Annotated in this window: 17 protein-coding genes; 11 read left to right on the top strand and 6 right to left on the bottom strand. The window is 43.2% G+C overall.

Going from position 1 to position 21,644, the window contains the following annotated elements; all coding sequences use genetic code 11:
- Nucleotides 1–18 precede the first annotated feature (18 nt).
- Nucleotides 19–1,800, bottom strand: a complete 1,782-nt coding sequence (locus NI465_RS08765; RefSeq protein ID WP_253145033.1) for an acyl-CoA dehydrogenase C-terminal domain-containing protein — start codon at nucleotides 1,798–1,800, stop codon at nucleotides 19–21.
- A 499-nt stretch (nucleotides 1,801–2,299) separates the two neighbouring features.
- On the opposite strand from NI465_RS08765, the gene NI465_RS08760 reads away from it, so the two are divergent.
- The gene (locus NI465_RS08760) at nucleotides 2,300–2,905 is read left to right on the top strand and encodes a TetR/AcrR family transcriptional regulator (protein ID WP_004280405.1); all 606 of its coding nucleotides are present in this window, start codon (nucleotides 2,300–2,302) and stop codon (nucleotides 2,903–2,905) included.
- A 93-nt stretch (nucleotides 2,906–2,998) separates the two neighbouring features.
- Here the strand turns inward: NI465_RS08760 and NI465_RS08755 are convergent, their stop codons facing one another.
- The 4 genes from NI465_RS08755 to cysK all read right to left on the bottom strand — a co-directional run bounded on the left by NI465_RS08755 (nucleotide 2,999) and on the right by cysK (nucleotide 7,533).
- The gene (locus NI465_RS08755) at nucleotides 2,999–3,193 is read right to left on the bottom strand and encodes a heavy-metal-associated domain-containing protein (protein WP_004647056.1); all 195 of its coding nucleotides are present in this window, start codon (nucleotides 3,191–3,193) and stop codon (nucleotides 2,999–3,001) included.
- 49 nt (nucleotides 3,194–3,242) lie between these two features.
- Complete coding sequence (gene cueR / locus NI465_RS08750; protein WP_253145080.1) at nucleotides 3,243–3,650, bottom strand: Cu(I)-responsive transcriptional regulator; 408 nt, start codon at nucleotides 3,648–3,650, stop codon at nucleotides 3,243–3,245.
- Entirely contained in the window at nucleotides 3,650–6,349 is a 2,700-nt protein-coding gene (locus NI465_RS08745) for a heavy metal translocating P-type ATPase (protein WP_253145032.1), read from the bottom strand. Before NI465_RS08745 ends, cueR begins: the two co-directional genes overlap by 1 nt.
- Nucleotides 6,350–6,534: 185 nt before the next feature.
- A complete protein-coding gene (gene cysK, locus NI465_RS08740) occupies nucleotides 6,535–7,533 on the bottom strand; it encodes a cysteine synthase A (protein WP_253145030.1) in 999 nt (332 codons plus the stop codon).
- A 281-nt stretch (nucleotides 7,534–7,814) separates the two neighbouring features.
- Between cysK and NI465_RS08735 the strand changes: the two genes are divergently transcribed.
- From NI465_RS08735 to NI465_RS08690, 10 genes are all read left to right on the top strand, one after another.
- Nucleotides 7,815–8,132, top strand: a complete 318-nt coding sequence (locus NI465_RS08735) for an ArsR/SmtB family transcription factor (protein WP_253145028.1) — start codon at nucleotides 7,815–7,817, stop codon at nucleotides 8,130–8,132.
- 214 nt (nucleotides 8,133–8,346) lie between these two features.
- Entirely contained in the window at nucleotides 8,347–10,095 is a 1,749-nt protein-coding gene (locus tag NI465_RS08730) for a SulP family inorganic anion transporter (protein WP_253145026.1), read from the top strand.
- Between the two features lie 328 nt (nucleotides 10,096–10,423).
- Entirely contained in the window at nucleotides 10,424–11,620 is a 1,197-nt protein-coding gene (gene sstT / locus NI465_RS08725) for a serine/threonine transporter SstT (RefSeq protein WP_224216630.1), read from the top strand.
- Between the two features lie 42 nt (nucleotides 11,621–11,662).
- The gene (locus tag NI465_RS08720) at nucleotides 11,663–12,337 is read left to right on the top strand and encodes a YoaK family protein (RefSeq protein WP_005251946.1); all 675 of its coding nucleotides are present in this window, start codon (nucleotides 11,663–11,665) and stop codon (nucleotides 12,335–12,337) included.
- A 15-nt stretch (nucleotides 12,338–12,352) separates the two neighbouring features.
- Nucleotides 12,353–12,889, top strand: a complete 537-nt coding sequence (locus tag NI465_RS08715; RefSeq protein ID WP_005251947.1) for a DUF2058 domain-containing protein — start codon at nucleotides 12,353–12,355, stop codon at nucleotides 12,887–12,889.
- 186 nt (nucleotides 12,890–13,075) lie between these two features.
- Nucleotides 13,076–14,329 (top strand): mechanosensitive ion channel family protein, encoded by a 1,254-nt coding sequence (locus NI465_RS08710; RefSeq protein WP_034619144.1) that lies wholly within the window; start codon nucleotides 13,076–13,078, stop codon nucleotides 14,327–14,329.
- A gap of 226 nt (nucleotides 14,330–14,555) precedes the next feature.
- Nucleotides 14,556–16,409, top strand: a complete 1,854-nt coding sequence (locus NI465_RS08705; RefSeq protein WP_253145024.1) for an ABC transporter ATP-binding protein — start codon at nucleotides 14,556–14,558, stop codon at nucleotides 16,407–16,409.
- A gap of 450 nt (nucleotides 16,410–16,859) precedes the next feature.
- Nucleotides 16,860–17,888: an AraC family transcriptional regulator gene (locus tag NI465_RS08700; protein ID WP_004731146.1), complete on the top strand. Its 1,029-nt coding sequence runs from the start codon at nucleotides 16,860–16,862 to the stop codon at nucleotides 17,886–17,888.
- Between the two features lie 82 nt (nucleotides 17,889–17,970).
- The gene (gene gcvH / locus NI465_RS08695; RefSeq protein WP_004280423.1) at nucleotides 17,971–18,345 is read left to right on the top strand and encodes a glycine cleavage system protein GcvH; all 375 of its coding nucleotides are present in this window, start codon (nucleotides 17,971–17,973) and stop codon (nucleotides 18,343–18,345) included.
- 239 nt (nucleotides 18,346–18,584) lie between these two features.
- Nucleotides 18,585–19,760 (top strand): MFS transporter, encoded by a 1,176-nt coding sequence (locus tag NI465_RS08690; RefSeq protein ID WP_253145022.1) that lies wholly within the window; start codon nucleotides 18,585–18,587, stop codon nucleotides 19,758–19,760.
- Nucleotides 19,761–19,842: 82 nt separating this feature from the next.
- Here NI465_RS08690 and NI465_RS08685 read toward each other — a convergent pair whose 3' ends face one another.
- A complete protein-coding gene (locus NI465_RS08685) occupies nucleotides 19,843–21,039 on the bottom strand; it encodes a PilT/PilU family type 4a pilus ATPase (RefSeq protein ID WP_005251952.1) in 1,197 nt (398 codons plus the stop codon).
- Nucleotides 21,040–21,644: the final 605 nt, after the last annotated feature.

Genomic DNA, 21,644 nt, shown 5'->3' with positions numbered 1-21,644 from the left:
CTTCGCAATCATTGCGGTTTAAGCCTGTGCGGTAAAATAGTCTTCAGGCAACTGCATGACCAGTTCCGCACCGGCCTGAATACGTTGAATTCGTGCACTCAAATCCGGAAGTACTTTGGCCACATAGTAATTGGCCAGTACCAGTTTGTTCTGGAAGTAGCTGTCGTCTTTGGCTGCAGCAGCTTTGCTAATCCGCGCATACATATAGACAAAGCTGAGCAACCCTACCGCATGTAAATAATCGACAGCAATCGCGTTAGCGAAATCAGGATTCAGTCTAGACTGCTCGACGATGAATCTGGTGATGTCTTCGAGTTGCTGACAGGTCTCTAATGTCACCGTTTTAATCGTCAATGAATCATCTAAATTTTGTGCAAATTCACGGATTTCAGCAATATATTCCGCGATATAAGAACCATTACATTTGGTGGTTTTACGCCCAATCAGGTCAATCGCCTGCACGCCATTGGTGCCTTCATAAATCTGTGAAATACGCAGGTCACGAATACACTGTTCCATGCCCCATTCACGGATATAGCCATGACCACCGAAGCACATTTGTGCTTCCAGTGCAGAATCCAGTGCCTTGTCGGTTAAGTAAGCTTTGGCGATTGGCGTCAACAAGGCCACACGGTCAGTCGCTTTACGCACGGCTTCAGGGTTGGTTGAGTATTTGGTAATATCCAGTTGTTGACCCACATACACTGCAAACGCACGCGAAGCTTCATTGTTGGCTCGTACATTGAGCAGCATACGGCGTACATCGCCATGCACCAGAATTGAATCGGCTGGTTTTTCTGGAGATTTTGCACCAGTTGATGCACGGCCCTGTAAACGGTCCGTCGCATATTGTGCCGCATTCTGGTAGGCAAATTCTGCTGCACCAATGCCCTGAATTCCCATAGACAAACGTTCGTAGTTCATCATCACGAACATGCCGGCCAGACCTTCATTTTCATTGCCAACCATATAGCCCTTGGCGCCGTCAAAGTTCATGACGCAGGTCGCCGAGCCTTTAATTCCCATTTTATGTTCGATTGAACCGGCAGATACTGCATTACGCTCACCCAGTGATCCATCTGCATTGACCAGGAATTTCGGCACAATAAATAATGAAATACCACGTGAACCTGCTGGTGCATTCGGAGTTTTTGCCAGCACCAGATGAATGATATTTTCACTCAGATCATGCTCGCCGCTGGTAATAAAAATTTTGGTACCGGTAATATTATATGAACCATCTTCATTCGGTTCAGCTTTGGTCTTGATAATGCCAAGATCTGTGCCGGAATGTGGTTCAGTCAGACACATGGTGCCCGACCATTCACCCGTATAGAATTTTGGTAAATAAGTTTCTTTCTGTTCCTGTGAGGCGCGGTCATTGATGGCCATACCTGCACCCACAGTGAGTAGTGGATAAAGCATAAAAGATGGATTGGTGCTCCAGATCATTTCATCCGCCAGAACCGTGAGCATCTTCGGCATGTTTTGTCCGCCCCATTCTTCAGGAGCACCCAAGCCTACCCAGCCACCTTCGGCAAACTGTTTAAAGGCTTCCTTGAAACCAGCCGGCGTAGTCACCTCACCGTTTTTAAACTGAGCACCACCTTCTTCATCAGCAGGACGATTCAGGTCAAGAATAACATTCTTGGAAAATTTGGCCATCTCTTCCAGAATTGCATTTGCCGTCGCCATATCTAAATGTGCAAGATTTTCATTACCTTGCCAAAATTGTTCCGCTTGGAATACATCATTTAAAATAAATTCCATGTCTTTTAGCGGCGCATTATAAATCGGCATTTTTAAATTCCTTAAAGGGTGATACTCAATCCTGTTGCTAAATATTTTCTAATTTTCATTAGAATACAAACAAGCCATTTTAAAATTGTGATATCCAATTCTTGCAGTATTAAATCTATATCTAGATTCATAAAGTTGCATTGAAAATCACGTCTTCATGTTCAGTATGAGTAACTGAATATACCAGCTTAATATTGATCTACTTTCCGTACTAAACCCTGATGAATATGGGTTTAAAACAGTCAAAGGATTTAGCTTCGTGCGCTGAAACAATAAAATAATTATACTGAAAATGGAATTTTATTTAGCAAAGTTGATCTCTAGGGTTCAGTTTTCTTGACAATATTTCTGTCTGCTCAGCATCGCTATTTTTATTTGTCACCAGTTGCTGCATAAATATACAAAATGAGATAAATATCACGACCTTAGTTTTATAGCCATCGCGTGCAAAATTGCATATTCTTGGAAGGTTCTTTTTCGAAAAGTATGGACCAAGAAGATGACGACTGTAAGACAGCAGAACTTCCTTCTTCGTAAAGAGAAGATCCTCAGCATGGCGGAAAGCCTGCTACTGGATAATAATCAGGACATTACCCTGAGTGAGCTGGCCAGTGAACTGGACATCGCAAAAGGAACCATCTACAAACATTTTAAAAGCAAGAACCAGTTATATTTAGAACTGATTATTCTGAATGAAAAAAGAATTCTAGAAATATCAAAAAAGCATAATAACGATATTAAAAATTATGTTTCACAATATATGCTCTATCACATGCTCAATTCGAACCGAACCATCCTGTTACATGTCATTGAAGAGCGTTTAACCAATAACGAAAAAAATCTGAAAGAGTTATTTCAGGAGCTTTATCGTATTCGTGAAGAACGGATTATCCGGATTAAAGACATCACCCATGATTATCTGGTGGCTTTAGAAAGTGCCATGTCGATTCGCGATTATTTATCTTATATCTGGACAGTCACCTATGGCGCTTCGCTGTTATTAAATTCGACCAATTACCAAAAAGCGATTGGATCACGCGAACGTTTGATTAAGCTGTATATTAATCAGGCGCTGATGACGCCAGATAAAATCTCATCGGTATGATCACTAGAATAAAAAATGCCTGATTCAATCAGGCATTTTTTATTTGGCTGTATGAGTGCATAAGATCACTTTCGCAATCTAACTCGACAATGATCAGGCTGCCACAGGCGGGAAACCATCTTCGGTTAAAGCTGCCACAATCTCAGACTCATTGACTGTCGATTCAACTTCAACTAGCTTAGTCGCCACATCAATATTCACAGTGGCATTTTCATCCAGATCTTTAATCGTAGCCGTGACACTGCGCGCGCAGCCACCACAAGTCATATTTTCAATACGGAATTTCATGTTTAGCTCCATAGGATCGGTTTAAAAATTGATGTGAATACAGCGCATGTCAGTGCTGTTCAGTTCCGACACCCTGTTCAATCTGTTTTAAAATCTGGCAATCAGACTGTTCATTGCCGGCACACTGCTCAACCGATTGCTGTAAAATTAATAGCATATGCTGCATATCGGCAATTTTCTGTTGTAAAAACTGGATATGTTTTTGTGCCAACTGTTTGACCTCACTACTTTGGCGTGAGCTGTTCAGCCACAGGCCGAGTAATTCTTTCATCTGCTCTGAAGAAAAGCCCAGTTCACGTGCATGCTGGATAAAACTTAAGGTTCTAATGTCCGCGTCACTATAAACCCGATAACCTGTATCACTGCGTTTCGGAGCGGGCAACAAGCCGATTTCTTCATAATAACGGATCATTTTTGCAGAGATGCCGGACCGTTTTGCGGCCTGACCAATATTCATCATACTGACTCCTTAAACTGCACCGGTTGATAGGCTCTTAATCTCAAGGCATTACTAACCACAAACACGGAGGAAAATGCCATCGCAACTGCGGCAAACATTGGCGATAACAAGATGCCCCAAAATGGATAAAGCACACCTGCAGCAATCGGGATTAACGCAATATTATAGACAAAGGCCCAAAACAGATTCTGTTTGATATTGCGCATGGTTGCCTGGCTTAAACCAATGCCCGTAGCTACATGCTGTAAATTGCCTGACATCAGCACCACATCAGCAGCTTCAATCGCGACATCGGTGCCGGTACCAATCGCCATACCAACATCGGCCTGTGCCAATGCCGGTGCATCATTGATTCCATCCCCGACAAAAGTGAGCACGCCGTATCGCTGCTGGAGTTGTCGTACTGCATCGACTTTTTCATGTGGTAAGACTTCCGCAATCACCTGATCAATTTTCAACTGTTTGGCGATCGCCTGTGCGGTATGCTGGTGATCCCCGGTAATCATCGCCACTTTGAGGCCTTGGTCATGCAAGGCCTGAATCGCGCTATAAGTGGTCGGTTTAATCGGATCGGCTACGGCAATAATTGCAGCCAGCTTTTGATTAATCGCTACATATAAAGGACTGCGGCCCTGATCACCGAGCTTTTGTGCAGTGTCTCTAAACAGATCGACATTTAAGCCCAAGTCCTGCATCAAACGTTCTGCACCAATATGCAGCTGCTGACCGGACACCTGTGCTTTGACCCCAGCACCGGTAATCGAATCAAAATCCGTCACTTCACTCAGTTGCAGTTCTTGCTCACGGGCAGCCTGAACAATAGCGTGGGCAATCGGATGTTCAGATTTAGCCTCCACTGAAGCGACTAGCTGTAATACCTCTTGCTGATTAAAATCTGCTGTAACTTCAAAGTCGGTCAGAAGCGGTTTTCCTTCAGTCAAGGTTCCAGTTTTATCCAGCGCGACGACTTTGGTTTGCTGCAATAACTGCAATGCTTCGCCCTTACGGAATAGCACGCCCAGTTCTGCTGCACGGCCAGTTCCGACCATAATTGAGGTAGGAGTCGCCAGTCCCATCGCACATGGACAGGCAATAATCAGTACGGCGACTGCATTTACCAATGCATAGGTCAGATTCGGCTCAGGCCCAAACAGGAACCAGACCATAAAGGTCAGGGCCGCCAGTGCCATAACAGCCGGAACAAACCATAAAGTCACTTTATCGACCACAGCCTGAATCGGCAGTTTTGAGCCTTGTGCCTGTTCCACCATCTGAATAATCTGCGCCAGTACCGAATCTTGGCCGACCTTAGTCGCCTTGATTTGCAAGGTTCCGTTCTGGTTTACCGTACCGCCGACCACCTGATCACCGGCCTGTTTGGCCACGGGTAAAGGCTCACCGCTAATCATCGCTTCATCAATATAACTTTGTCCGGTAACGACTTCACCATCGACAGCGACTTTTTCACCCGGACGGATTTCAATCAACATTCCTTGTTGCACATCGGAAATTGCCAGATCAACCCAGTGATCATTCTGTTCTACCCGTGCCGTTTTCGGTTGCAAGCCCACCAGATACTGAATCGCTTCCGAGGTTTTACCTTTGGCTTTGGCTTCCAGATAACGCCCCAGTAAAATCAGCGCGACAATAACGGCGGCCGCTTCAAAATACACATGCACAGTGGACTGCGGTAACAGCTCCGGAAAAAAGGTCGCAATACAGGAAAAGCCATAGGCGGCAATGGTTCCAACGGCCACCAGCGAGTTCATATCCGGTGCCAAGCGTAACAATACCGGAATCCCATGCTGATAAAAACGCCGTCCCGGAATAATCAGCACCAAAGTGGTCAGCACAAACTGCAGATACCAGCTGTTCTGGGTTCCCAACGTATGGGCAATAAAATGATGAAAAGCTGGGATCAGATGTGAACCCATTTCCAGAATAAATACAGGCGCTGTCAGAATGACTGCAATCCATAAATCTCGTTTCAGTTGTGCCGTTTCATTGGCTTTCTTTTCCTGAAAAGCATCATGGCTATCTGTCGACATATCCCTACCAGATTTTATGGTGGCCTGATAACCGGCTTTCTCCACCTCAGCAATCAAGGCCGGAATCTGGGCATGCGAGGCCTTCACCCAGGCAGTTTCGGTGGCCAGATTGACCTGTGCTTCGCTGACACCTTCTACTTTTAATAAAGCTTTTTCCACACGTGCCACACATGAAGCGCAAGTCATGCCTTCAATCGTCAGTTCAATCCGGTCGCTCTGAATATCAAAACCGGCTTTTTGTACGGCTTGAGTCAGCTTGGACAATGGTACGGAATTAATCGCACTCACATGCGCCTTTTCAGTGGCCAGATTCACTTGTGCATCCAGCACGCCCTCCACTTTTTTTAGGGCTTTTTCTACGCGAGCCACACAGGATGCACAGGTCATGCCTTCAATGTTCAAATCAAACTGTTGCGTCGGTACATCGAAACCGGATTTTTCAATTGCTTGAACCAGCGCAGCGGCAGCAATCGGCTGCTGGCTTTTAATAAAAGCTTTTTCAGTCGATAGATTGACAGACGCCTCGACCACGCCTTCAATTTTTTTCAAGGCTTTTTCCACCCGAGCGACACAGGAGGCACAGGTCATACCGCCAATCTGCACCTGCTGCTCATATAAGCGGTTGCTGTCTTGTTCTACCATGCCCATCTCCATGCCTCAACTCACTGTTGATGTTATAGCTTAAACATTCCCATCATGGTAAGGTCAAGTCCTTCATCTGACTATTTTAAAAATAATGCAGCGTCCTGCTGCGATTTAAAACTACCCAATAAAAAGCCCGAAGATGACTTCGGGCTTGTCTAACAGTGTTTAAAATATAAAATGCATCAATGTTATTCGGCAGAAATATCTTCAAACAAGATCGAAGACAGGTAACGTTCACCACCGTCTGGCAAAATCACCACAATATTTTTACCGGCATTTTCAGGGCGAGCCGCCAATTGTGCCGCTGCTGCCATAGCCGCGCCACTTGAAATGCCGACCAGGATACCTTCCTGAGCTGCTGTTTTACGTGCCCATTCGACTGCATCTGCGCTATTAATGGCGATTACTTCATCGACCAGGTCCAGATCCAGATTACCTGGAATGAAGTTGGCGCCGATACCCTGAATTTTGTGCGGTCCAGGGGTTAGGGTTTCACCACGCTTCGCCTGACCAATAATTGCAGATTCAGCAGGTTCCACCGCCACTGAATATAAAGGTTTGTTTTTCACTTTTTCAAAGTAACGTGAAATACCGGTAATGGTTCCACCCGTTCCGACACCTGCGACCAGAATATCGACATTGCCCGCAGTCGCTTCCCAGATTTCTGGGCCCGTAGTTTCTTCATGAATTTTAGAATTGGCCGGATTTTCAAACTGTTGTGGCAGGTAGTACAGTTCAGGATTTTCATTGACTAGACGTTGTGCTTCTTCAATCGCGCCTTTCATGCCTTTGGCCGGATCAGTCAGTACCAGATTGGCACCCAATGCTTTCACCACCTTACGGCGTTCAATACTCATACTTGAAGGCATAGTCAAAGTAATATCATAACCTTTGGCTGCCGCAACAAAAGCCAATGCAATCCCGGTATTACCGCTGGTTGGCTCGACAATATGCATACCGGGTTTGAGCTTGCCAGATTTTTCAGCATCATTAATCAACGCTGCACCTATACGACACTTGACTGAAAATGCCGGATTACGGCTTTCAATTTTCGCAAGTACAGTGGCAGGATCGGAAATCACACGATTAATACGAACAAGCGGTGTATTTCCAATCGCGTCTGCATTATTACTATAAACCGCTATACCTAAATTATTCGGTGTTGGAAAAGCTGAATCTGTACTCATGATGATATCCCTTATGTTATTGGTTCAAGTCGCTTAAACATCATACAAGCATTTTTTTGCTTTGTAGATGTTTGATGAAACTTGCACTTCATTGCACGAATGTGAACTAAAATACTTTCTGCACTATGCAATAAATTTATCTTATCTATCAATATTTAAAATATAATTTTAATTGATAATTCAATTCATTAAAAACCATAAAACTTAACTGTTTTTAGCAAGGTATTACGGGCTAAGACCCGTATAATTAGCGGGCTGTAACTTTATAATGGACATATTGAATGAAAACCGATTTTGAAATCACGACTATGCGCGATTCAGCAGAACAGGTCGTTGGCATTTTAAAATCTCTGGCCAATACCGACCGTCTTCTTATTTTATGTCATCTGTCTCAAGCGGAACTGAATGTTTCAGAAATTGAGGAAATAACTGAGATTAAACAGCCGACTCTTTCCCAACAGCTCATGATGCTGCGTAAAAGCGATGTGGTAGATACCCGGCGCGATGGCAAACAGATTTATTATTCAATTAAAGATCAAAATTTGATTGTGGTCTTAAATACCCTTTATCTATTGTATTGCGGCAATCCAGCTAAATAAAGAATCTTTCTTTTTTCAGTCATCAAGATGAATTTCTTTAAACTCTTATTGATGTCGTTTTAAATCATTAAGATCACGATCATAAGTTTTCGAATGATACGTGACTGACCCAGATGATTCATTTTAAACATGAATCATCAAGAAGCTAGATCAGCTAAGACTTCTTAGCAGAATTTGTGCATAATATATCTATATTTGTGATTTAGACCTTTTTATGCCAAATTCCAAGTCTAAACTTCTGCATAAACTGCCTGCCTGGGCATGGTTAAGCCACTATACGCCGGTCAAATTTAAGTCCGATGTGCTAGCCGCCCTGATTGTGGTGGCGATGCTGGTGCCTCAAGGGATGGCCTATGCCATGCTGGCAGGATTGCCGCCGATCATGGGCTTATATGCCAGCATCCTGCCGATGATCATTTATGCGCTGCTCGGTGGGAGTTCGACTTTATCGATTGGCCCGGTAGCCATCATTTCCATGATGACTTTTGCTACGCTCAATCCACTTTTTGAAGTCGGCTCACCAGTCTATATTGAAGCTGCGACTTTATTGGCACTGATGGTCGGGATTATTTCCCTGCTTTTGGGATTATTCCGTTTTGGTTTTCTGATCCAGTTGATCAGTCATCCCGTGATTCAAAGCTTTATTATTGCCTCTGCCTTATTGATTGCGTTTGGGCAGTTAAAGTTTTTGGTCGATCTTCCTTTAAAATCCAATAACCTTCCGGAGTTTGCCAGCAGTCTGCTGCAATATTTCCCGCTGCTGCACGTGCCGAGCCTGATTTTCGGCCTGCTCTCTATGGGTCTGCTGATCTATCTGCCCAAGTTATTAAAATCTCAGGCGGTACAAAGCCGGATCGGCTCTACAGATTTTCTGGTACGTGCGGTGCCCCTGATTCTGGTATGCCTCGGGATTGCGGCGATTGTCTTTCTGGATTTAAAGCTTCAGGGCATTAAAACGGTCGGTGCAATTCCTTCCGGTTTTCCGCCCTTGTCCTTTCCACACTGGAACTGGGAACTGGTGATGACCTTGCTACCGGGTGCCAGCATGATCGCCATGATCAGTTTTGTGGAATCCTTGTCGATTGCTCAAGCGACAGCCTTACAGCAACGCAGTCATTTAAACAGTAATCAGGAACTGATTGCACTCGGCCTGGCCAATATCAGTGCAGGCGTGAGTTCAGCTTTTCCGGTAACGGGCAGCCTGTCGCGGACGGTGGTGAATGCCGATGCCGGTGCTAAATCGCCCATGGCCGGTGTTTTATCCTCGATTCTGATTATTTTCGTGAGTCTGTTCTTTACCGGATTTTTTGAAGACCTGCCGCTGACCATTCTGGCCGCGACGATTATTGTTTCCATCTGGAAGCTGGTTAATTTCCAGCCATTTTTTGATGCTTGGCGCTATTCCAAGGCAGATGGTCTTGCCATGTGGATTACTTTTCTCGGCGTGGTCCTGATTGATATTTCGACCGGTTTGATTATTGGGATCGTCTCGACCTTTGTGCTGATGCTATGGCGAATCAGCCGGCCGCATATTGCGGTTGTCGGTCTGGTGGAAGGCACCCAGCATTTTCGCAATATTCAGCGTCATCAGGTCAGTACCTCCGACCGGGTGCTGTCACTACGGATTGATGAGAATCTGACGTTTCTGAATGCCAATAGCTTCAAAGGTTATCTGATCAATGCGATCAGCCTGAATGACCAGCTGCAACATGTGATTATTAACTGTTCCAGCATCAGTGCGATTGATCTGAGTGCCTTGGAAATGCTGGAAGATTTAAATGCGGAACTGGCCAAACTGGATATTCGCCTGCATTTTGCCGAAGTCAAAGGTCCGGTCATGGACAAGCTGCAAGCTTCTAAATTGATGACGCATTTGAGCGGGCGCATTTATCTGACCCATTTTCAGGCGATTCAGGACCTGGCGCCAGAGATCTTCGAGCAGCATAAAGATTATACGATTTAAAACAGCAGATACTGGAACTTATGGCCGGAGATTCCAGCTGGTCATAAGTGCAGTTTTTTCTGAATTTTCAAATATAATTTGAATTTATCTATTTAACTTTGATATTTATTTCATGAATATAATTTTAAAAGCGCTGATTTATTCATCATTTTAGGAAGTTTTTCTTCAATATAAGCGCTGTTTTAGAGCAATTAGTTTTAGAATAAATCAACAATATCAATATCTTGGTTTTTATATAAAAATATATTTTAAGCCTTGTTTAAATTAAGTATAAAATAGCGCAACTTTTTCCCAAATTTAGCCCTCGTAATTTTCACAAGGCAACCTTATGTTTTCTGCCCTTATGCGCATGAGCTTAGTCTCTCGAATCATCATCGCCATTATTTTAGGTGTGGGTGTGGCTGTGGTATTTCCCGAAGCTACTCCCTCATTAAGCCTATTGGGCGACCTGTTTATTAAAGCCTTGAAGTCTGTTGCACCGATTCTGGTTTTCATTTTAGTGTTAGCTTCTATCGCGAATTTTAAGGTGGGCCAATCCAACGCTGCCATCAAACCGATTATGCTGATGTATGCGGTTGGTATGTTCCTTGCTGCGCTGAGCGCTGTGGTTTCAAGTATCTTATTTCCAAGTACGCTGTTCCTGGATATTGCTGCACAAGCTGACTTGCAGCCGCCTGGCAGTCTGGTAGAAATCCTGAAGAATTTGCTGCTCAGCTTTGTTGCCAACCCGGTTGTTGCGATTGCTGAAGCAAACTTTATTGGCATCCTGGCTTGGTCAGTGGCATTAGGCATCGCTTTCCGTCATGCATCGGATAGCACCAAAACGCTTTTGAATGATGCAGCCTTTGCAGTGAATTATGTGATTCGTTTAGTGATCAGCTTTGCACCTTTGGGTATTTTTGGTCTGGTCGCAGTGACTTTTGCTGAATCTGGTCTGGATACGCTGACCAGTTACGTACATTTACTTGCTGTGTTGCTCGGAACGATGGTTTTCGTTGCACTGGTAATTAATCCGCTTCTGGTTGCCTTAATGACACGCAACAACCCGTATCCACTGGTATTCACTTGCTTGCGCGAAAGTGGCATTACCGCTTTCTTTACCCGTAGTTCGGCAGCCAATATTCCAGTCAATCTGGACTTGGCAAAACGTCTGGGCGTCAAGGAATCAACTTCAAGTATCGCAATTCCTTTGGGTGCTACGATCAACATGGCAGGTGCTTCTGTGACCATTACTGTATTGTCATTGGCGGCTGTAAATACTTTGGGGATTAGCGTCGATTTCAGCACTATGCTCATTCTTTCTGTGGTGGCAACCGTTTCGGCATGTGGCGCTTCAGGGGTTGCAGGCGGTTCATTGTTACTGATTCCAGTTGCATGTGGCCTGTTTGGTATTTCTTCGGATATCGCCATGCAAGTCGTTGCGATTGGTATGGTCATCAGCGTATTGCAGGACTCTACTGAAACTGCGCTAAACTCATCGACCGATGTTTTATTTACTACAGCAGTAGACCGCGCATCAAATTGATTTTATATTGATTAATCAATATGTTTAGCCAATGATGTTGTTATGCCATTACAGCGTTTACCTACCTGGATACAATTAGGGGCGTTTTTTCTTGCGGTCAATGCCGGCATGATTAACGTCCTGGGTCTGGTGACGGTACTGCACCAGTCTGTTTCACATATGACCGGTAATGTCAGTATGCTGGCCATGGCCCTGCTGAACTGGCAACCAGAACAGATGTTGTATCTCTTTCTGGTCACACTCTGCTATGTCATTGGTTCATCCTATAGCGGGCTCATTCTTGGAAATAGTCACTTTCGCCTGGGGCAGCTTTATGGTTACCCTTTAAGCTTGGTGGCTATTTTTATTTTGATCTGCTGGTTATTATTGCCCTATTTCCCGCGCTATGCCTTGTTATGGGCCTGTGTCGCCATGGGTGTGCAAAATGCCATGGTCAGCCATTATAAAGGCGCCATTATTCGCACCACGCATTTATCTGGCGTACTGACCGACCTCGGCTTGGCGATGGGCTACCGTTTGCGCGGTTTGGAGGTAGAATCACGACGCGTGGTTTTGCATCTGCTTATTTTGCTCGGTTTTTTAAGCGGCGGCATTCTTGCCAGCTGGCTATATCCTTATTTAAAATTAAATGCATTCCTGATCCCGGCAGTGCTGAGTCTGGTTCTCAGTCTCACGTATTGGGTGATTTATTTACGTTATCGACATCAACACGACTAATATCTGGACATTCTCATGGTTAAAAATGCATTGCAGGCACAATTGTTAAAGGCAGGATTGGTCGATAATAAAAAAGCCAAAAAACTGTCTAAACAGGCTGTGCATGAAAAACGCACCGGTGACGGTACCGAGGCTGAAATCAAGGCCAAGATTGAACAAGACAAACAGCAAAAAATGGCTAAAGATCAGGCGATTGAGCAAGAGAAAAAAGCAGCTTTGCAGGAAAAAGAACTCAAAGCCGCAATCATGCAAATGATTAATCAGCACAAAATCCGTGATACTGACGGCGATGCGGTGTATCAGTTTATTGATGACAGCAAAATTAAAAAGGTCTATTTAAACCAACAGATCTATAATGCACTGGTGACAGGCAGTCTGGTGATTGCACGTGAAAATGACAGCTATGCTTTCTTGCCTAAAGCTCTGGCAGATCGTATCAATGCGAAAATGCAGGGCTTTATCATTGTGAATAATTCAGAGAAAAATGAAGAAACCACCGATGAAGAAGATCCATATGCAGCTTATGTTATTCCTGATGACTTGATGTGGTAAGCATCGCGATATCATTACTGAAATATCGAAGATCATAAACCGGCGAAGTCGCCGGTTTTTTATTTGTAGGCACTTTTATTGAACGATTTGCACCAATAGATATGTTTTAAAAAGTTATCCAATATTAAAAAATCTGATCCAAACCTATAAACTTGATCTAAATTTTTGATTGAAGAGAAAGATCGTTTGGAACAGTTTAATTTTATTCGGAATATTCAAGAATGGGCAAATCAGTACCCATGGCTGGAAATGCTATCTTCACTGAGTATTGTGATTTTACTGGCGATTCTTGCCAATCTATTTGCCAAACAGATTGTGGTACGCGGAATACGTCAACTGATTTCCAGAATGCCTTTTGCCAATAATCAGATTTTTGCTGAGCATAGCGTGATTCGCCGGATTGCCAATATTGTTCCCGCAGTAGTGATCATGAACGGGATTACCACAGTACCGCATTTATCTGACAAGGTTGAGTCCTTTGTGCAAATGGGGGCACAGGCTTTTATTTTCCTGACGATTGCCTTAGCTCTTGGTGAATTACTGAATATTTTTAACCTGGTCTATCAGCGTAATCCCAAGTCACGTAACAAACCGATTAAAGGTTATTTGCAGCTGGTCAAGCTGATTATCTTTATTGTCTGTGGCCTGATGATTCTCGGCACTTTCCTGAAAAAGGATGTCTTTACCTTGCTGGCTGGCTTCGGTGCCATGGCCGCGGTGTTGATGCTGGTCTTTCAAAATACCATTTTGTCGCTGGTGGCGTCGGTTCAGATTTCATCCTATGACATGGTGCGTATTGGCGACTGGATCGAAATGCCCTCGCTGAACGCGGATGGCGATGTCATTGATATGTCATTACATACCATTACGGTACAGAACTTTGATAAAACAGTGACCACGATTCCGACCAATAAACTGGTGACGGATACCTTTAAAAACTGGCGTGGTATGCAGGAAGCCGGTGCGCGCCGGATCAAGCGCTCGATTCATATTGATCAAAGCAGCGTACATTTTATGTCGGCTGAAGAACAGAATAAGCTGAAAAATTTTATTTTGCTGGATCAATACCTGAATACCAAATCAGAGGAACTGGAACAATTTAACCTGCAACTGAGCCATCATTCGCAATATAACCAGCGCCGTCTTACCAATTTAGGAACCTTTCGTGCTTATGTAGAGTTTTATCTGCAACAGCATTCGGGCATTAGTAAAAATCATTCCCTGATGGTGCGCCAATTGCAGCCAACCAGTGAGGGTTTACCGCTAGAGATTTATGCCTTTACCAATACCACCGCCTGGGTGGAGTATGAAAATATCCAGTCTGATATCATGGATCATCTGCTGGCGATTATTCCGGAATTTGGTTTAAAAGTGTATCAAGCGCCTTCAGGTCTTGATTTAAAGGAAGCATTTACTCAACCGTCTTCCATTATTACTTAAACACAAGTCATCCAATCTCAAGCCTGAGATGCTGCTGCATTTCAGGCTTTTTTATTTCCTCATCTGTTTAGATCCTGACTGGCATAAATCTGGCTTTAGTTTAATTTTTATAATCTAAGTTTTAATTGAGTGAATCATTTTGTGGCAATTTCACCCAATTACGGGCTTAAAAAAACAGAATCCTTTATAATTCCCGAAAAGCAAAATGCATGATAAGAGTACGATAATGTTTCGATGGCTTGAAAGACTGGTTGACCCCTATCCCACCAAAAATCTGAATCAACCTTTACCGACCAAGTTTTTTCCATTTGTCTGGCAGGCAGCCTATGGAGTCCGCCGTTATTTACTGATTCTGGTGCTGTGTACCGCCGGTGCTGCCAGCTTCGAAGCCTTACTGTATTCAAAAATTGGTGAGCTGGTGAACTGGCTCAGTAAAAGCCAGCCCGATACTTTTCTGGAGCAACATGCCAGTAATTTAACCTTACTGAGTATTGTTCTGCTGGCCAATATTTTCTTCGCCAGCGCACAATCACTGATTAAGCATCAAATTCTGTATAGCAACTTCCCGATGCATTTACGCTGGCGCTTTCATAATCTGCTGATGAAACAAAGCCTGGATTTTTTCCACAACGATTTTGCCGGACGATTATCGGCCAAAGTCATGCAAACCGCTCTGGCAGTACGCGAATTCTGGGTGATTCTGGGTGACATGCTGGCTTATGTGCTGATTTATTTCATCACCATCAATATTGTTTTGGGTGCAATTTCACCCTTGCTGATCATTCCATTGATGGTCTGGCTAGCCTTGTTTATCTGTGCAGCGTGTTATTTCATTCCGCGTTTGAGCAAAATTTCCAATGCCCAGGCGGATGCTCGTGCCGTCATGACCGGGCGTATTACGGATGCCTATACCAATATTCAGACCGTCAAGCTATTTGCTCATGCCGGTCGTGAAAGCCAGTATGCCAAGACCTCTATGCAGGAATTTATGGTAACGGTATATAAACAGATGCGTCTGGGTGCCCAATACGAAATCAGTATTTTACTGCTGAGTGTAGTGTTATATGGTGGCGTACTGGGTACCGCGATCTGGCTGTGGATGGAAGGTCAGGCCGAGCTGGGCATTATTGCTGCAACCACGGCAATGGTACTGAAACTGAACAGTATTGCCGAATTTATGATGTGGCAGACCTCTGCCCTGTTTGAAAATGTCGGTACCATTCAGGATGGTATGAAAACTTTAGGCCGAAAAATTGCCATTGAAGATAAACCGGGTGCCAAAGAGCTACAGCTCAATCATGGTGAAATCAAATTCGAAAATGTCAGCTTTGCCTATAATGATAAAAACGTGATTGATCAGTTTAATCTGACCATTCGCCCAGGCCAAAAGATTGGTATTGTCGGCCGTTCAGGTGCCGGGAAATCTACCTTGATTCAACTGTTGCTGCATTTTTATCATATCAATCAGGGTCGTATCTTAATCGATGGTCAGGATATTGATGAGGTCACTCAGGACAGTTTGCGCAAGAACATTGCATTAGTGACTCAAGATACCTCGCTGCTACATCGCACGGTCGCGGAAAACATTAAATATGGTCGTCCGGATGCGACTGATGAAGAGATGTTTGAAGCTGTGCGTAAAGCCAAAGCGGAAGAGTTTATTCCCAATCTGACGGATTTGCGTGGCAAAAAAGGCTATGAAGCCTATGTCGGTGAACGTGGCGTGAAACTTTCCGGCGGACAGCGTCAGCGAATTGCAATTGCACGTGTATTCCTGAAAGATGCGCCGATTCTGATTCTGGATGAAGCGACCAGTGCGCTGGATTCTGAAGTCGAAGCCGCCATTCAGAACAGTCTGGACGACTTAATGCAAGGTAAAACCGTGATTGCCATTGCGCATCGCCTGTCGACCATTGCCCAGATGGATCGTCTGATTGTGCTGGATCAGGGTCGAATCGCCGAGCAAGGCACGCATGATGAACTGGTGGCATTAAATGGTATCTATGCCCAGCTTTGGCAGCGTCAAACTGGCGGCATGCTGATTCAGCAACAGGTCAAAGCATCAAAAGATCACGAATAATATAATGTCTAGAAGATTTCAAAACTTCTGATGATTTGCTCGTCCTTAATATTGAACAGGTCTGGAAAAAGGAAAACTTTGCCCAGACCTTTCTTTGTAAAATCTTCTATACAGATGAACCTTAAGTTGCCATCTATCTGGTATTTTAATGAAATGACATAACTCTCTAGTTATGAAAGCTCTCTGATGAAGCCCTATTCAATGCTTAGACAATCTTCTTGCCCTGAGCCAGCCAATGCAGAGATGTGACCGGTTCAATAAAATAATTTTAATTTCATCAATAAAATTATGTGGTTTAAATTGATTTTAATGCTGAATTCAGGCTAATCTGCCAGTGGCAGAGTCACAATCGCCAAAATTTTGTCCAACAATTTTAATGAAAAATTTGGCGGCTTCATGCCAATATCTATTTATAAATAAAAAAATTTGAATGAATGCAACGGATCGCGCATGAAAACAATTGCTCCACGCCAAGACCAAGGAATTCCAGGTGTTTACGGTCTCCTGCTTCTCGATGTCATTTCCCGCTGGGGTTATAACAATGAGTCGCTTTTCCAACCTTTTGGCCTGACCAGTGAACAGTTGGCAGATCCTGATTTTCGTATTCCCACCCCTGTTGCCAATGAACTGGTCAAATATGCCCTGAAACTGACCGGCGAACCGACCTTGGGCTATCATCTCGGCACACAGATGCGAATCTCGATTCATGGCTTTATTGGCTATGCCATTATGACGGCGAATAATATTACCGATGCGCTGGTACTGGCGAACCGATTTATTCAACTCCGTTTACCCTTCCTGCAATTGTTTTTCTCAACCTTTGGTGCCAAAGCCACGGTACAGCTGCAAACCGATATTCAGCTTGAACCTCTGCGCACCGAAATTTCCATTGCCTTGATGATTGGACTGATCAGTATGGCCAAGGCCATTACAGGTGTTACTGATGCGACAGGAGAAATCGATTTTGATTTTAAAAAACCGGAAGGTTTTGAACGCTTTATGGCAAAGTTCCCCACCCATCAATTCCGTTTTGAACAACCACATTTAATTCTAAGTTTTGATAAAAGTTACCTGATGAATAAGCTGGTACATGCCGATCCAATTGCCAGCCAGATTGCGATTAACCAGTGTGAAACAGAACTTTCTGCCTTGGGTGAGCGGCACCGGATTGCCATGCGTGTCCGTGATATCTTGACCCATGCTGAGCAACACTATCTCAGTATTGAAAGTGTGGCGGATCGCTTACATATGTCTGACCGCACCTTAAAACGTCAACTGGCGGCTGAAGGCACCTCATTTTCTACCCTTGTTGATGAAGTGCGTTACCGGCATGCTACCTCGTTATTATCCCGGACAGATTTTACCTTGGAACAGATTGCCGATGAACTGGGTTATAGTGATGTGGCCAATTTTAGCCGGGCGTTTAAACGCTGGAGTGGTCGCAGCCCGAGCAACTGGCGCAAAGATCCTTATTTATAAGGGAGCATAAGCCTTTTGTTTTGCTTAAAAAGAATGTATAAAACATGTCAAAAATGATCTTAAGATTTTTAAGGAGTTATCAATGAATCATCCTGCAGAATTAAAGTACGCAAGTACACATGAATGGGTGCGCATTGAGGGTGATCTTGTTGTGACCGGTATTTCCGACCATGCACAGGATGCGTTAGGCGATTTAGTCTATGTAGAAGCACCAGATCTTGATTCACATATTACTGCGGGCGAACAAGCTGGCGTGGTTGAATCAGTAAAAACAGCTTCCGATATTCATGCACCAGTGTCTGGTGTAGTAGTTGAAATCAATCCTGATCTTGAAGATGATCCAGATTTCATTAATGATGACCCATATGGCAAAGGCTGGATCTATAAAATCAAGCCGGACAATATGGCCGATGTCGAAAAACTGCTCTCCAACACAGAATATGAAGCTGGACTCTAAGCTGATCCAAGATTCAGATAATCAGCCTCCGGGCTGATTTTTTATTATAGATCAGTCGTTGTATTTTCCAGTTCAAATTAAATTTCATGTATTTATCATGAAATATCATTGTATTTTTCACTTATTTTTCTTAAAGTCTTGCTCATATCTGCTTCGCTCCTGAATAGGTCGCGCTTATTTATAACAATAATTTCCCATGCTGAACCCAGCGTCTTACAGCATATCATTTTAGGAAAATCATGAACGCCATTGCAACGCTATTATGGACCAAGTCATTTATCCTTTGTCTGGCCAACAATCTGTTTTTATTTATTTTCTATTTTGCACAAACTACAATTTTGCCGATTTATATCTTAAAAGAATTAGGCGGCAACCTGACCCAGGCGGGGCTGGCCATGACCTTGTTTATGGTGTCTGCCATTGCTGTGCGACCTTTTAGCGGTTTAATTATCGAAAAATTTGGGGTACGTAGAACCCTGATTATTTCTGAAGTGTTCTTTAGCCTGTTTTCACTTACTTATCTGTTGGCAGATCAAGTCACGATTCTGTTTATCATCCGTTTCTTACATGGCATCTGGTTCAGTATCTTGACCACAGTTTGCGTGCCTGTTGTGAACCAGTTTATTCCGGAGCAGCGTAAAGGTGAAGGCATGGGCTATTTTGTCATGTCGGTTAATCTGGGGATTGTCTTAGGTCCGTTAATAGGTCTAAGCCTGATGGAATACTGGTCTTATTTTCAGGTCAGTATGCTATTGATCGTCTTGGTTTTTATCGGATTTGCCTTCTGTTTTTTGATTCCGGTCAAAGAACCTGAAAAAATCATCAAAAATACCAATAAGAAAACCTCGCTTGAGCTGACAGATTTTGTGGAAAAGAAAGTGCTGCCTGTCGCAGTATTGGCCATGCTGATTTCTTTTTCTTATGCGAGCATCATGTCTTTTATCGCACCCTTCGCAGCCAGCAAGGATTTAATGGCCTATGCAGGTTTATTCTTTGTGGTTTTTGCGATTTCCATGATGAGCTTACGGCCGATCACCGGAAAGATTTATGATCGTAAAGGCCCGCAATATGTGATTTATCCGGCATTGCTGGCTTTTAGTTCGGGTTTATTTTTACTGAGCCAGATTCAGAGCTTATGGGGATTTATGCTGGCTGCAGTCATGGTTGGTGTGGGCTTTGGTAGTGTGCAGCCGTGTATTCAAACTTTGGCGATTCAATGTGCGCCCAAGCATCGAATTGGCTATGCAACTTCAACTTTTTATACGTTTTATGACCTGGGTATTGCCATCGGTTCACTACTGATTGGTGCCATCATTGCAGCTTACAGTTATCAGTTTGCTTTTATGCTATGCGGTATTTTAACCTTAAGCAGTATTGTTTATTTTAAGCTGGTGGTGCAACGTAAAACCGTCTAGTTTTATGGATTGAATCGAATAATAAATAAGATCAATAAAAAAACAGGCAGAAAATTCTGCCTGTGATTTTTTGAGCAAATATTTATTCTGACACCGAAGTATTCTCTGCTTGTTTCTCTTCCGCTTTTGGCTCTTGCATCATGGTGAATTGGGTTGCCTCTGTGGCTACGGTAGTGTCCTGTCGGTTACTTTTCAGCTTGATTTGTAAGCGCAGTTCATTGGTCGAATCGGCATTGCGCAAGGCTTCTTCATAAGAAATTTCACCCTGGTTATACAGGTCAAATAAGGCCTGGTCAAAGGTCTGCATGCCCAGTTCACGCGATTTCGCCATAATCGCTTTCAATTCGTGGAATTCACCTTTCAAAATCAGGTCAGACATCAGTGGCGTATTTAACATGATTTCAATCGCTGCACGACGGCCTTTACCATCTTGAGTACGAATCAGACGCTGTGAAATGATCGCCTTCATATTGGATGACAAATCCATTAATAGCTGGTTCCGGCGTTCTTCCGGGAAGAAGTTGATAATCCGGTCCAAAGTCTGGTTGGCATTGTTCGAGTGCAGCGTTCCCAGACACAGATGTCCAGTTTCAGCAAAAGCAATCGCGTGTTCCATGGTTTCAGTATCGCGAATTTCGCCGATCAGAATCACATCTGGTGCCTGACGCAAGGTATTTTTCAGCGCATTATGCCAGGAATGGCAGTCCACTCCGACTTCACGATGAGTAATCATGGATTTTTTATGCTTGTGCACATATTCAACCGGATCTTCTACGGTAATGATATGCCCGGCTGAATTTTCATTTCGATAGTCAATCATGGCTGCGAGTGAAGTTGATTTACCGGAACCTGTTCCTCCGACTACCAATACCAGTCCACGTTTTTCCATAATCACATGTTTCAGAGATTCCGGTAATTTCAGCTTCTGGAAATTTGGAATTTCTGCAGTAATGGTACGAATCACCATGCCAACATTAAGTTGTTGTACAAACACATTGACCCGAAAACGGGAAACACCTGGCACGGTGATGGCAAAATTGCACTCAAGTTCAGTTTCAAATTCTTTACGCTGTTTATCATTCATCAGACTGTAGGCAAACAGCTTGGTTTTTTCAGCTGTGAGTTCCTGCTGTCCAAAAGGTTTCATTAAGCCTTGATGTTTAATACTCGGTGGAAAATCAGCCGTAATAAATAAATCTGAACCGCCATATTCCACCACCTTAGTCAGCATGTGATGCATGAATTTTTTTGCTTCGTCCAACAATTCTGCCGTGAACATCTTTTCCCCCGGAAATGCACAACTGCACAAATCTCAATCTTAGATTTATGCCAAATATTTTAATTTCATTGTGCAGCGTTTTATAAATATGCTCAAATATATTTGATTTATAAAGAAAATATTTTTTAATATTTATGTGACCTACTTCAATAAAAATTAAATTAAGTAGAAGTATTCAAGCTTTTTAAAGCAACTCTGCCAAAAAAATAGGATTGTAATTTTAAAGGTTGAATTCTGTTAGACGATTCATTATTTGTCATTTGCGACATATAGAATGTTATTTTTCTTTCTTTATGATTACCAACTCCCCTATTTTTTATGTACCAATTTCGGTTCTATTAGATGTAATAATGAATTATGAAAAATAGGATAATGTTTATGAAAATTGAACAAAATCGTGGAACTTTGCTCAAATAATAGGCGTGAAACTTGGTAAATTATTAAAAAAGCCCGATTCAGCTAAGTTAGACTTTTTATTTGACTATAAAAATATGATTTATATAAAATAAAATAGAGATGTTATTCACCAATTAAAATGTCTATGCGATAAACCATTTAAAATGTCCTGTTTTTAACCACAAGAGTCAAGCACAGGATTTAACTTT

It is taken from the genome of Acinetobacter lwoffii (assembly GCF_024129855.1).
Taxonomy (GTDB): domain Bacteria; phylum Pseudomonadota; class Gammaproteobacteria; order Pseudomonadales; family Moraxellaceae; genus Acinetobacter; species Acinetobacter lwoffii_L.
Note: the sequence above shows the minus strand (reverse complement) of the source record. Positions and strands in the feature narration are given on the sequence as shown.

Excerpts from the sequence above, each read along its gene's own strand:
- cysK (WP_253145030.1), bottom strand. The coding sequence starts at position 7,533 with ATGAGTACAGATTCAGCTTTTCCAACACCGAATAATTTAGGTATAGCG.
- NI465_RS08765 (WP_253145033.1), bottom strand. The coding sequence starts at position 1,800 with ATGCCGATTTATAATGCGCCGCTAAAAGACATGGAATTTATTTTAAAT.
- cueR (WP_253145080.1), bottom strand. The coding sequence starts at position 3,650 with ATGAATATTGGTCAGGCCGCAAAACGGTCCGGCATCTCTGCAAAAATG.
- NI465_RS08735 (WP_253145028.1), top strand. The coding sequence starts at position 7,815 with ATGAAAACCGATTTTGAAATCACGACTATGCGCGATTCAGCAGAACAG.
- NI465_RS08755 (WP_004647056.1), bottom strand. The coding sequence starts at position 3,193 with ATGAAATTCCGTATTGAAAATATGACTTGTGGTGGCTGCGCGCGCAGT.
- NI465_RS08705 (WP_253145024.1), top strand. The coding sequence starts at position 14,556 with ATGTTTCGATGGCTTGAAAGACTGGTTGACCCCTATCCCACCAAAAAT.
- NI465_RS08760 (WP_004280405.1), top strand. The coding sequence starts at position 2,300 with ATGACGACTGTAAGACAGCAGAACTTCCTTCTTCGTAAAGAGAAGATC.
- NI465_RS08690 (WP_253145022.1), top strand. The coding sequence starts at position 18,585 with ATGAACGCCATTGCAACGCTATTATGGACCAAGTCATTTATCCTTTGT.
- NI465_RS08745 (WP_253145032.1), bottom strand. The coding sequence starts at position 6,349 with ATGGGCATGGTAGAACAAGACAGCAACCGCTTATATGAGCAGCAGGTG.
- gcvH (WP_004280423.1), top strand. The coding sequence starts at position 17,971 with ATGAATCATCCTGCAGAATTAAAGTACGCAAGTACACATGAATGGGTG.
- NI465_RS08700 (WP_004731146.1), top strand. The coding sequence starts at position 16,860 with ATGAAAACAATTGCTCCACGCCAAGACCAAGGAATTCCAGGTGTTTAC.
- NI465_RS08685 (WP_005251952.1), bottom strand. The coding sequence starts at position 21,039 with ATGTTCACGGCAGAATTGTTGGACGAAGCAAAAAAATTCATGCATCAC.
- NI465_RS08730 (WP_253145026.1), top strand. The coding sequence starts at position 8,347 with ATGCCAAATTCCAAGTCTAAACTTCTGCATAAACTGCCTGCCTGGGCA.
- NI465_RS08720 (WP_005251946.1), top strand. The coding sequence starts at position 11,663 with ATGCCATTACAGCGTTTACCTACCTGGATACAATTAGGGGCGTTTTTT.
- NI465_RS08715 (WP_005251947.1), top strand. The coding sequence starts at position 12,353 with ATGGTTAAAAATGCATTGCAGGCACAATTGTTAAAGGCAGGATTGGTC.
- sstT (WP_224216630.1), top strand. The coding sequence starts at position 10,424 with ATGTTTTCTGCCCTTATGCGCATGAGCTTAGTCTCTCGAATCATCATC.